This is a genomic window from Bombella sp. ESL0385, assembly GCF_009725755.1.
Taxonomy (GTDB): domain Bacteria; phylum Pseudomonadota; class Alphaproteobacteria; order Acetobacterales; family Acetobacteraceae; genus Bombella; species Bombella pollinis.
Map to the genome: position 1 here is coordinate 115,823 of NZ_WNIJ01000003.1, position 12,398 is coordinate 128,220.

A 12,398-nucleotide genomic window follows, 5' to 3' on the forward strand; every position below is an offset into this window, starting at 1 on the left:
CCTTAAACAGCGTAAGGCGGCTTTGTGTAACCACGCGGTGAGAGAGTAAAAATCTCGTACCCATCTTCTGTCACACCAAGCTGATGCTCAAATTGAGCGGATAAAGAGCGATCCCGCGTCACAGCTGTCCATTCATCAGCGAGGACTTTCACATCCGGCTTACCGAGATTCAACATAGGCTCAATGGTGAAGACCATACCTGCCTCCAAAACCGTGCCCTGACCGGGCCGCCCGTAATGGAGAACACTCGGGGCTTCATGGAAACTACGCCCAATGCCATGCCCACAAAAATCCCGCACGACACCAAGGCGATGCTTCTCCGCAAAGCTTTGAATGGCATAACCAATATCCCCCAGCGTTGCACCGGGGCGGACCTGCTCTATCCCCAGCATAAGGGCTTGATAGGTCAAGTCGATCAATTTCTCTGCTTTGCGCGGGGGCTTGCCCACCACATACATGCGCGATGTATCACCATACCACCCGTTTAAGATGGAAGTGACATCAATATTAAGTACATCACCTTCCTGCAAACGCCGCTCACCAGGGATGCCATGACAGACAACATGGTTCAGCGAAATACAGCATGACTTAGGAAAGCCATGATAATTCAAAGGAGCCGGTGTGGCCCCATGAGCTAACGTATAATCATGGATGATTTTATCCAACTCACCCGTTGTAATACCGGGGCGGACATGCTCGGTAATCATATCCAGCGTTGCCGCGGCTAACTGCCCCGCCGCTTTGAGGTGCTTAAAATCCTCTGCCGTATAATGCTGGATATTACGCCCATCTTGAGAAGCCATACCGTTTGATAGTCCTTATACTTACTTAAAAAGCCCCTTACCCATGCACCCCTCTGGCAATCATCCTCATCACCACGAGATTAGGAGCGATGATGCCCACGATGGGAGGCCCACGCATGATGCAACCCGCGCGGGGCTGCATGAGTATGATAACTTACTAACATAACATCACGATGCAAATGCCGACCGCGCGCAGCACGATGCTCCCCACGCCATGCCACAGCATAAGCCCCCACCTTTTGGAGGAGAGGCAACGGCGTCTGACCCGCTTTGGAGAAGCCATCATTCAACAAAGAAATCATCGTCTCATTACGGCTAGTATTGCTAGAAGCCCCCATCTCAACAGCGATTAAACGCGTCTCCCCTTGTTGGGCGGAGCTTACAAGATTATGGCCAGCAAGATCGGTATAGCCTGTCTTGAAGCCATCCGCCCCCTGATACACACCCAAAAGCGGGTCATGATTCGGAATCATGTGACGGCGGAAAGCAAATTGCCGCACACCGAAATAATGATAATATTGCGGATAATCCTGCAACAGAGAGCGAGCAAGCACGCCTAAATCCCGTGCTGTCGTCACTTGATCAGGGTCTGGCAAACCAGACGCATTGCGGAAGGTCGTATGGGCCATCCCCAAACGACGCGCTTGGAAGGTCATATGCGCCGCAAAGCGTGTTTCATCCCCACTACCAAGATACTCGCCCAGCACACAAGCGGCATCATTAGCGGACTTTGTCACCAAAGCGAGAATCGCTTGCTCCACTGTAAGATGCGTACCCGGCCTTAGCCCTAATTTGGAAGGTGCTTGTACAGAGGCATGGATGGAGACAGGCATCTCATCATCCAACGTAATGGTCCCACGCTCCAACGCTTGGAAGGTGAGATATAATGTCATCATTTTTGTAAGAGATGCGGGATAACGCTGAAGATCCGCATCTTCCTCCGAAAGCACAGCTCCTGTCCGCGCATTTAGGACAATGGAAGACACATGGCCTGCAAACTGCGCTCGCGCTGTACCAGCGAACGTTACCAAGCCCACAGCAAACGATAACAAAGTACGGCGAAAGAGCGAGTGCATCAGGACAAATTATCCTTACAGAAACAGGGCAGGAGACGCAGAATAAGGCATTTTTTAGAACCTTCTTTTGTAGCCTGTCTAGCTAATTTCCACACAGATGTTCAACATTTAAAGATTCTTTAATCATTGACCAGCACTTCATCACATCTATGTTACGTTCTTATAAAGGATCTCCCCTCTCTCTCCGCTAAAAGACCTAGCAAACAGCCCCTTGTGACGAATCGCGCCAATGCAATGCAGCTGTGCTGTACGCTATCATCCCATAGGATTCTTACTTTTTCCTGCTAAAGTAATAGCCAGCCCTCGCGAATTATTAGGAGACACCCCATGCAGCGCAGGCCCTACGGAGCAACATCGCACCCTTCTATAGACGATGCCAACCTAGACGTGCTTGTTTGTGCAGTGCGAGAAGATACACTTACCGACCAAAAAACAGAACTTACTTATCCCTCTATGTATAAAGTTCTGCTTCTTAACGATGATTATACGCCAATGGACTTCGTTATATTTATCTTAGAGCGTTATTTTGCCAAATCACCTGATGAAGCCCGCCATATTATGCTGGAGGTTCATAATCGTGGTAGTGGGGTTTGTGGCATCTTCACCTATGAGATTGCTGAAACCAAAATCGGGCAAGTCATGGACCTAGCCCAGCAAAACCAACATCCTCTGCAATGCACCCTTGAGAAAGCGTAAACGCATTGCCACCTCTAATTGCGGTTGATGTTCGATAACTTTCTGTCCCGCAATTCATCATTCTGACATGGATATGTGTCACAAGGAGCGCATTATGTTGTCAACCACACTCGAACAGACGCTTCAGCGCGCCCTCATCATTGCCGGGCAGAACCAGCATGAATTCATCACGCTGGAACATCTCCTCCTCGCTCTTTGTGATGATCCTGATGCAGAAATAATCTTCTTAGCATGTCAGACAGACATCACCCATCTCCGCCAGGCGTTAGAGCGATTCCTCCTTAGTGAACAACGCGCTGTTATTCGCCCCGACCTAGAGGACGCCCCCCAACCGACAACAGCATTTCAGCGTGTGATTCAACGCGCAGCGGTTTATATCCAAAGTTCAGGCTACCCCACCATGACAGGCGGACATATCTTAATCGCTATGTTTGCGGAGAAAGAAAGCCATGCCATCTTCTTCCTCCAACAGCAAGGTCTTACCCGGCTGGACGCTATTCGTGCCCTCCAACAAGAGAACCAAGCCTCATCACAACACGAGGAGCATCACCACAAAAAGGCACGGCACTCACGCAAAAACACCGCCGCCTCTGCTGAAAACGGCACAGAAGGGGACACCAAAGAAGCCCTGCGCACATATTGCACTAACCTCAATGAGCGCGCCTACCATAATAAAATCGACCCTCTTATTGGGCGTGAGGAGGAGGTTAATCGCGTCATCCAAATCCTCTGCCGCCGTACCAAGAATAACCCCCTCCTGGTTGGGGATCCGGGTGTAGGTAAAACGGCTATTGCCGAGGGTTTGGCTCAAAAAATCATACGCGGACAAGTACCCGCCATCCTCGCCGAAGCACGCCTCTATAGCCTAGACCTCGGAGCCTTACTCGCTGGGACACGCTATCGCGGTGATTTTGAAGAACGCCTCAAAGCTATTATTAATGAGCTAGAGGAAAATCCTAATAATCTGCTCTTTATTGATGAAATCCACATGCTTGTTGGGGCGGGAGCTACCACAAATGGCTCTATGGATGCGTCTAATCTACTCAAACCCGCTTTAGCAGCAGGGAAATTGCATTGCATTGGCTCCACCACTTACCAAGAATATCGCCAGCATTTTGAGAAAGATCACGCCTTAACCCGGCGTTTCCAAAAGATTGATGTTGCCGAGCCTTCTCAAGCCGATACAATCCGCATCCTCCGTGGATTAAAGGACCGTTATGAGGACCATCACGATATCCGCTTTACCGACCCCGCCATTCGCAGTGCTGTAACACTCTCTGCGCGGTACATTCACGACCGTAAGCTCCCCGACAAAGCCATTGATGTCCTTGATGAAGCCGGGGCGGCCTGCCGCCTGCTTCCCAATAGCCGCAAACGCCGTACAATCGGAGTGAAGGATATTGAGGCTACGATTGCCCGTATTGCCCATATCCCTCCCCGTCATCTCTCCACTGATGATCGTACCGTCTTGCGCCATTTACCAGAGGAGCTACGCCGTGCCGTTTATGGGCAAGAGCCTGCTCTGGAGGCTCTCTCCTCAGCGGTCATGCTGTCTCGTGCAGGCTTGCGCGATACGGAAAAAACCATCGGCAGCTATCTTTTCTCCGGCCCGACAGGGGTCGGCAAAACAGAAGCCGCACGGCAATTAGCAAAATCGCTCGATATTAAGCTGATTCGCTTTGATATGTCGGAATATATGGAGGCACACTCCATTTCCCGGCTAATTGGTACCCCACCCGGTTATGTCGGCTTTGAACAAGGCGGGCTTTTAACAAGTGCCATCGACCAAAACCCCCATGCTGTCTTACTGCTTGATGAAATTGAGAAGGCCCATCCAGACCTCTTTAACCTTCTCTTGCAGGTCATGGACCATGGGAAATTAACCGACAACACGGGCAAAACGGTCGATTTCCGTAATGTTATCCTCATCATGACCAGTAATGCTGGGGCGAGTGACCTCTCCAAAGAGGCTATCGGCTTTGCCCGCACAGCGCGTACAGGCGATGATGAAGACGCTATAAAACGACTCTTCTCGCCAGAGTTCCGCAACCGCTTAGATGCCATCATCCCCTTTGCACCGCTCAGCCCGGATGTTGTCACCCATGTAGTAGAGAAGTTTGTTCAGCAGCTTAGCAACCTATTAGCGGCTAAAAATATTACCCTCCAACTCACCCCAGCAGCAAAGGCGTGGCTTGTTGAGCATGGATATGACCGTACAAATGGGGCTCGCCCACTTAGCCGCTTAATACAAGAGAAAATCAAAAAACCTCTATCGGAAGAAATCCTCTTTGGCACCTTAGCCAATGGCGGGAGTGTCAAAATCGGTGCGCGTGAGGGAGAGCTTACCTTCACCCTTTCTGCCGCCACATCATCTACACCTCCTACTAACGCCCCAACAAAAGGCCAATCAGCCAAAGGCACTCCAACAAAAACCCTCACCCCGGCTTAGGCTCTAAAAGCCTGCCGGGGCACGGAAAAGCGTTATTGGTAACGCTGGCCATTTACACTTACAAACCCCGGCCATGGCCACTGGCGGCTTGTGCCATGGTGGGTCCAGTCCAACCCTTGCCGACTGGGCCCATCATAATAATACCGCCCTTGAACCTCGACATGATCCCCCACTTTCACCCATGGCCATGCAGGGGCGCGCATTTCATCAAGATTTGAGACGATGCGCAAAGGAGTCCCCCCCGCTACAGACATCAGAAAATAGCCATGCTGCCCGCTGCGGCTTTGGCGCGCTCGATAAACATGCACGACCGTCCCACAAATATGCTCTGGCATGTCCAAATGCTGCCCGTAAGGAATCTGCTTATGGGCAAATTGCTGATTATAATGGGCCTGATCCTGCACAAAACGCTGATTATCACATTGCGCGGGCATCGTAGCCTCTATCGCCGTCTCAGCTCTTGCAGGGACTAACCCCACCCCACTGGCCAAAAGCCCCAATAAGCCTGCTCGTACCATCATTGACCATGAAAAGCGCATCATCTCTCCTTTCCTCCCCTCTTTCCCCATCGCCATAGCAGGAGTATCGTAAGGGAGATTTCATCATTACGGGGACTTTCCCGTTACGATAACCATAAGGGCTAGCTGACTATAACGCCATCACGCACCTTGCTGATAAGAGGGAGAAGACCATGCCTTTGCACCATTTAAAGACCCTTCGTACACGGCTACAAAAGAACCAGCCCGCCTCACAAGGTACGCCTGTTACCTTCGCAGGGGCTTGCCCTACTTTTGAGGTCATCGCGCTGGGGGTTCGTAGTGGCGTTGCTGATGGCAACCTTTCATCCTACCTCATCCGCCCTCTTGGAACGAATGAGGCCGTGTTATGTGATGCTGGTACGCTCGGGAACGGGCTAAAACGGGCCGAGGCAAAAGGGGTACTAAATGACATCCCCATCATGCCCAACTCTGCCCTTAGCCGGGCTGGCCATGTCCTGAAGCAAACAGTGCGGGCTTATCTCATCAGCCATAGCCATTTAGACCATGTCGCCGGGTTAGTCTTCACCTCACCAGAAGATACGGCAAAGCCGCTTTATGCGCTCTCCCAAACAAACGCGATTTTAGCGGAGCATCTTTTTAATAATCGCGTATGGGGGGCCATGGGCGATAAAGGGCCAGAACCCCGCATTGGGAAATATAGTTACCATAATATGGAGCCGGGGCAGGCACAAATTGTACAAGGAACAGGCCTAACCATCACAGCATGGCCCCTTAGCCATGCCAGCACAACATCCACAGCCTTCCTCATCCAGCATGAAGGGCAGGCAATTCTCTATCTCGGCGATACACAAGCCGACCAAGCTGATGGCCCGCGTAACCTCCATAAATTATGGGAGGCTATCGCCCCCTTAGTGCAGAACAACACACTCAACACCATCATTATGGGCGCGACCTATCCCGATAGTCAGCCTGATGATGCACTTTGTGGCCAATTACGCCCTAAAGACCTCCTCACATCACTGCGTGAGTTAGGCCATATTTGCGGCGGCCGCCATCATATCCGTGGGTTGCGTGTCATCATCACCCATGTGAAAGAAACCTTCCACGATGGGGAATGCCCCACGCAGCAGATTTATCGCGACCTCCAAGAAGGTAACGATATTGGGATTCACTTCCTTATGGCAGAACAAAGCGCGCGTTATCTTGTCTAACAACAAAGCGCGTACCATTCTTATAAAAAGACGAGCCTTCCTCACCACTATAGGTGTGGGAGGCTTGGGGCTATGCCAGACAGCATCTGCCAAACAAAGGCATCATCACGCTCAGCCCCACCACCATATTCCCCCCTCAGATGCGCCACCCCTTACAGCCCTCTCGGAAGCAACCCGCCAACAAATTAGCCAATTAATTGCTATTGCCCCCCATCGCTCCCGCCAAGAGCGCATCGTTCTGATGTCCCAATTTATGAAAGGGACGCCCTATCTCGCCCAGCCACTCATTGGCTCAGCCACCACGCAGGAAGAGCTCATCCTCTCATGGCGAGGGGTGAATTGCATGACCTTTGTGGAAATCATCCTCGCCGCTAGCCGCAGCTTCACAGTGGAGCAATTCATCCATGCTCTCATCGCTACGCGCTACCGCCATCATCATGTTACCTTTACCGAACGCCGGCATTTTTATAGTGATTGGCTATATGGCACGCCTATTCTGTGTCGCGACCTCAGCCCGCATTTTCCCTATGCCCAGCATATCTCCAAGACACTCAACCTCAAGCTCCCACCTACTTCTCCTGCCAATACGGCACCAGAAGACCGTTACCTACCGGGGATTCCACTTAAAAAACGGTTAATTACCTATCTACCAACAAAGCCATTATTAGATAATTTACATCACCATACCATAAAAACGCATATAAAAAGCGGTGATGTTATTGGTATTTACAGCCCCTTACCGGGGTTAGATGTCTTCCATATTGGGTTAGCCATTTGGCGAGGACACGAACTACTCTTTCGTAATGCCTCCTCCCTACCGGAGCATCGCTATGTTGTCGATACACCTCTAGCGGACTACCTAAAGGAAAGACGGGGCATCGTCCTCTACCGACCTATTTTGTAATGGAATGTAATTGCTACCTAGTAGCCAGACATAAAAAAAGGAATCCCTCCCCCTAAATACATAGGGAGAGGTAATCCTACACATGAAAAACCATGTTACCGTGGTTTCCCAACCGATTTGTCTAGATTCCTTTTACAAACATGCTGAACTCTGTCAATAATAATGAAAGGAAGATATTACATGACACCCCCCATTAAAGACTCCCTCCTCTTTGGTATTGACCTCGGCATTGGCTCTTGCGGGTGGGCTGTCTTAAATCAACAGCCACAAATAAACTACATTGAAGCCCTCGGCAGCTGGTGCTTCGACGTCCCAGAAACCGATAAAGAGCGCACCCCCACCAACCAAATTAGACGCACAAACCGCCTGTTACGCCGTGTCATCCGCCGCCGCCGCAATCGCATGGCCGAGATACGCCGTCTCTTTGCAGAGCATCACTTACTCAACGATGCCCATCCCGATGCGCTACGCCGCACCGGAGTCGACCCATGGGAGATGCGTGCCCAAGGGCTTGAACGTCCCCTCACCGCAGAGGAGTTCGCCACTGCTTTAGGCCATATTGCCAAACGGCGCGGCTTTAAATCCGCCGCTAAACGCGCCAAAAGCAATGCTTCGGCCGAAGATGGCAGAATGCTTGCCGCGATTGAGAAAACCAAAGAACGCTCTGCCCAATATCGCACCATTGGCCAAATGTTCGCCCGCGACCCAGACTATACCCAAAGACGCCGCAACCGAGATGGCTTCTTTGACCGCACTATGAGCCGTGATGATCTCCTCCATGAAGTCACCGTCCTCTTTAAAGAACAACAACGCCGCGGTAACCACTTCGCCACACCAGAGCTAGAAAAGGCATTTGTAGACATCGCCTTCCGCCAAAAACCTATGCAGGATAGCAGTACCCTTGTGGGCGATTGCCCTTTTGAACCCGGTGAAAAACGCTCCTCCCGCTTCTCACCCTCTTTTGAGCGTTTTCGCCTCCTCAGTCGCCTTGTTAATCTCCGCCTCACAGACGGCCCAGAGGAACGCCGCTTAACAACAGAAGAACTCCGCCTTGCTTATGAGAAAGCTGGGACAACAGCCAAATTGAGCGTGACAAGACTTCGTGAACTTCTCTCTTTACGCGATGACCAACGCTTTACAACCATTTTACCCACAAATGAGACAGAGGATATCGCCTGCCGCACGGGGGGCAGCTTGACTGGTACAAAGGCGTTTCGCTCCGTTTTAGGGGATTCTCTTTGGGAACAGTTACGGCCCTACCCGGCCATACTCGACCAAGCGGCTTGGATCATTAGCTTCCATGAACTTGCAAAAACAATCGCCGAAAAATTAAAAACGATCGAGGGCCTTCCTCAAGAGGCCTACACGCTTCTCTGCAAAGCAGTGGAGGATGGAAAATTCGCGCAATTTAAAGGGGCCTCATCTCTCTCCGACAAAGCAGCCCGCGCGCTCATCCCCTATCTGGAGCAAGGGCTAACCTACGATAAAGCCTGCACAAAAGTCGGCTATGATCATACCGCCACCGCTTTGCGCCAGCATGATACAATCGATACAAAAGCCAAGTTTAAAGCCTTGATGGAGGAAGTACGGGACAACATCACCAATCCTATTGCCAAAAAGGCCGTCACAGAAGGCATGAAGCAACTTGGGCGATGCGTAACCGCTGGGGCTTACCCGGTGCCATCTGCATTGAACTTGCGCGTGATGTTGGCAACAGCCTTGAAAAACGCCGCGAGATTGAAAAAAATATTGAGGCCACGACCAAGAAACGCGAAAAAGAGCGCGAGGAAATACGCGAACTCCTTTCCATCAAAGACGTCCCCTCTGAGACATTGCTCCGCTACCGTCTGTGGAAAGAGCAAGGCGGCCGATGCTGCTATACGGATGAACCCATATCCCCCCACCAGCTTATCTCTGACGATAATAGCGTACAGATAGATCACATCCTGCCATGGTCACGCTTTGGGGATGATAGCTACAGCAATAAAAGCTTATGCTCTGCCAAAGCGAATCAAGAAAAACAAAACCGCACGCCTTATGAATGGCTCCACGGCATAAAAGGCCAAGACGAATGGGATAGATTCACCGCGTCTGTGGAGAGCCGGAAAGAAACAAAAGGCATCAAAAAACGCAACTTCCTCCTTAAAGGCGGAAAGGAAACAGAAGAACGCTTCCGCAGCCGTAACCTTAATGACACGCGCTATGCCGCCCGCTTAATGGCAGAAGCCGCTCGCTTGCTCTACCCCGCTGGCCATCGCGGCGAGAAGGGCGGTAAACGGCGTGTCTTCACCCGCCCGGGAGCCTTAACAGCAGCCCTACGCCACGCATGGGGCGTTGAATCGCTCAAGAAAATAGACGGCGAACGCCTCCCTGATGACCGTCACCACGCCCTTGATGCTGTCGTTGTAGCCGCCGTGAGTGAAGGCGAAATCCAAAAACTGACCAAATCCTTCCAAAAGTGCGAGCAACAGGGCCTCCCACGCCCATTGCGCCATGTTCCCCCACCATGGGAGACATTCCGTGAGGATGTAAAGGCAGCCTATCACACCATCCGCGTTGCACGGCCGGAGCGTCAACGCGCACGCGGTGAAGGCCACGCCGCTACCATCCGGCAACTCCGGCAGGAGGAAAGCGGCCCTGTCATTTACGAGCGCAAAGCTATTGAAGCCCTCAAACTAACTGACCTTGCCAAAATTAAAGATCCAGAGCGCAATGAGGGGCTTATCACCGCACTTCGCCATTGGATTGAGGCTGGTAAACCCGCTGATGCCCCACCACGCACCCCCTGCAACATAGCCGGTGCTGGCCATGAGATACGCAAAGTGCGCCTTGCCACTAACAAAAAACCGGCTGTCCCCGTCCGTGGGGGCATTGCCGACCGTGGCGATATGGTGCGCACAGACATCTTCACCCGCCGCAATAAAAAGGGGAAGACGGAATGGTTCATGGTCCCCATCTACCCTCATCAAATTATGAACCGCACCCAATGGCCTACCCCACCTAATGCCGCAGTCATCCGTAAACCAGAGGAGCAATGGCCTGAAATGGGCCCTGAGTACACATTCCAATTCAGCCTATACCCACGCAGCTATATCCGCCTCTTTAAAAAAGGCGTGGTGATAGAAGGCTATTTTGCAGGAAGTGACCGCGCCACAGCTTCTATCACTGTGTGTAATGCTAACGATAAAACCAACCGCCAAACAGGAATCGGCATCAAAACGCTGGACCTCATCCAAAAATACGCCATCAACCGCTTTGGCGAGCTATCCCCCATTAAGCAGGAGACTAGGACATGGCATGGCGTTGCGTGCATATCTCCCGCCCAGCCCGACTAAAGCTCAAGGACCAACAGCTCCTTATCATGCAGGATGATGATACAATCATCCTGCCGCTAGAGGATATTGCCTGCTGCGTCCTCGATACACCACAAGTCACGCTCTCCGGCGCGCTTCTCTCCGCTTTTGCTACCATGGGGGTCGCCTGCATCATCCCTGATGAGAAACATCACCCTGCTGGCATGCTGCTTCCATTCCATCGCCATTATGCCCAAGCGGATATCATCCAATTACAGATTGGGGCCTCCCAACCGCTCCGTAAACGCCTGTGGCAAGCTCTAGTAACGGCAAAAATCAATAACCAAGCGGCCATCTTAGCCGCCCGCGCTCATAAGGATGCCAAAAAACTACAAAGCATGGCTGGCTTGGTCACATCGGGGGATAAAGAGAATATAGAGGCTCAAACTGCCCGCTTTTACTGGTCCCGCTTATTCCAGACCTTCCTCCGCGCTGATAGCACAGATAAACGCAACGGCTTACTTAATTACGGTTATGCCATCCTCCGCGCGGCTCTCGCTCGCGCCTGTGTTGCCGCAGGGCTTATCCCCTCATTAGGGCTTCACCATGCCTCCCGCACCAACGCCTTCAACTTAGTGGATGACCTCATCGAACCTTTCCGCCCCAGCGTGGACCATATGGTCGTCCATTACCTCCCTGAGGGCGACACTGCCACTGCCACCCTAGAAGACCGCCGCTTTATGGCAGGGATACTCACCCAAACCGTACGTATTAGGCAAGACAACATGACCATCCTCGCCGCCACTGAAACCATCGCAGCGGATTTGGTTAAAGCCCTTGAACATAATAGTGCGGCCCTGCTGCGCCTCCCAACCCCTTTAGGGAAACCCCCATGAAAGCTGAGGAGACTCGATTCTTGTGGCTCATGATTTTTTTTGACCTCCCCGTCCGCACCAAGCTCCAACGACGGCAAGCGACGCAATTCCGCAATTTTTTGCGTGATGATGGCTTTATTATGCTACAATACTCCGTCTATGTTCGTGTTGGGCGTGGGCAAGATAGTATTGATAAACATATACGCCGTGTTCGCACAGCTTTGCCAAGAGAAGGCAGCATAAGGGCTTTGCAAGTGACTGATAAACAATATGGACGGATGGAAGTTATGCTCGGCCTCGCCAAAAAAACCGAGAAAATAGGAACGAAACAGATGGAGTTGCTATGATTTTCGGCCATAAAAACAGCGAAAAATCATGCAACATCAATCTGTTACGTTCTAGCTAGCCTACCATAGACAAATCGGTAGGGAAACCACGGCTTGAACTTATACTTGCATTGCCGCGGGATAAGCTTATCACAGAGGCAAGGCTATGTTTTAGTGGTGTGTAGGTTTAGGGATTTATCTGGGATTTGTGTGTGGTATTTATTGGATGCGGGGGTAGGATTTGAACCTACGACCTTCAGGTTAT

10 protein-coding genes and 1 pseudogene are annotated in these 12,398 nt (G+C 51.5%); 8 read left to right on the forward strand and 3 right to left on the reverse strand.

The annotated features are described in order from the left end of the window. Nucleotides 1-2: 2 nt before the first annotated feature. Nucleotides 3-803 (reverse strand): type I methionyl aminopeptidase, encoded by an 801-nt coding sequence (map, locus tag GM557_RS08050; protein ID WP_099027019.1) that lies wholly within the window; start codon nucleotides 801-803, stop codon nucleotides 3-5. An 80-nt stretch (nucleotides 804-883) separates the two neighbouring features. Continuing rightward, nucleotides 884-1,879, reverse strand: a complete 996-nt coding sequence (locus GM557_RS08055; RefSeq protein ID WP_155573838.1) for a D-alanyl-D-alanine carboxypeptidase family protein — start codon at nucleotides 1,877-1,879, stop codon at nucleotides 884-886. 327 nt (nucleotides 1,880-2,206) lie between these two features. Between GM557_RS08055 and clpS the strand changes: the two genes are divergently transcribed. Both clpS and clpA read left to right on the forward strand, forming a co-directional pair. Next, complete coding sequence (gene clpS, locus GM557_RS08060) at nucleotides 2,207-2,575, forward strand: ATP-dependent Clp protease adapter ClpS (protein ID WP_155573839.1); 369 nt, start codon at nucleotides 2,207-2,209, stop codon at nucleotides 2,573-2,575. A gap of 94 nt (nucleotides 2,576-2,669) precedes the next feature. Continuing rightward, nucleotides 2,670-5,024, forward strand: a complete 2,355-nt coding sequence (gene clpA / locus GM557_RS08065; protein WP_155573840.1) for an ATP-dependent Clp protease ATP-binding subunit ClpA — start codon at nucleotides 2,670-2,672, stop codon at nucleotides 5,022-5,024. A gap of 32 nt (nucleotides 5,025-5,056) precedes the next feature. Here the strand turns inward: clpA and GM557_RS08070 are convergent, their stop codons facing one another. Next, nucleotides 5,057-5,566: a DUF3465 domain-containing protein gene (locus GM557_RS08070; protein ID WP_196424629.1), complete on the reverse strand. Its 510-nt coding sequence runs from the start codon at nucleotides 5,564-5,566 to the stop codon at nucleotides 5,057-5,059. Between the two features lie 149 nt (nucleotides 5,567-5,715). Here GM557_RS08070 and GM557_RS08075 point away from each other — a divergent pair, with 149 nt between their 5' ends. From GM557_RS08075 to cas2, 6 genes and pseudogenes are all read left to right on the forward strand, one after another. Next, nucleotides 5,716-6,735 carry an MBL fold metallo-hydrolase gene (locus GM557_RS08075; RefSeq protein ID WP_155573841.1) on the forward strand — a complete coding sequence of 340 codons (1,020 nt, stop codon included), beginning with the start codon at nucleotides 5,716-5,718 and terminating at the stop codon, nucleotides 6,733-6,735. Further along, nucleotides 6,728-7,639 (forward strand): N-acetylmuramoyl-L-alanine amidase-like domain-containing protein, encoded by a 912-nt coding sequence (locus GM557_RS08080; RefSeq protein WP_196424630.1) that lies wholly within the window; start codon nucleotides 6,728-6,730, stop codon nucleotides 7,637-7,639. The genes GM557_RS08075 and GM557_RS08080 overlap by 8 nt, the downstream gene beginning before the upstream one ends. Nucleotides 7,640-7,819: 180 nt before the next feature. Further along, nucleotides 7,820-9,220, forward strand: a pseudogene (cas9, locus tag GM557_RS08975) (type II CRISPR RNA-guided endonuclease Cas9); the annotation flags it as partial. Between the two features lie 71 nt (nucleotides 9,221-9,291). Beyond that, a complete protein-coding gene (gene cas9 / locus GM557_RS08980; protein ID WP_255482678.1) occupies nucleotides 9,292-10,974 on the forward strand; it encodes a type II CRISPR RNA-guided endonuclease Cas9 in 1,683 nt (560 codons plus the stop codon). After that, nucleotides 10,932-11,828: a type II CRISPR-associated endonuclease Cas1 gene (gene cas1 / locus GM557_RS08090; protein WP_155573843.1), complete on the forward strand. Its 897-nt coding sequence runs from the start codon at nucleotides 10,932-10,934 to the stop codon at nucleotides 11,826-11,828. The genes cas9 (GM557_RS08980) and cas1 overlap by 43 nt, the downstream gene beginning before the upstream one ends. Next, complete coding sequence (cas2, locus tag GM557_RS08095; RefSeq protein WP_155573844.1) at nucleotides 11,825-12,154, forward strand: CRISPR-associated endonuclease Cas2; 330 nt, start codon at nucleotides 11,825-11,827, stop codon at nucleotides 12,152-12,154. The genes cas1 and cas2 overlap by 4 nt, the downstream gene beginning before the upstream one ends. Nucleotides 12,155-12,398: the final 244 nt, after the last annotated feature.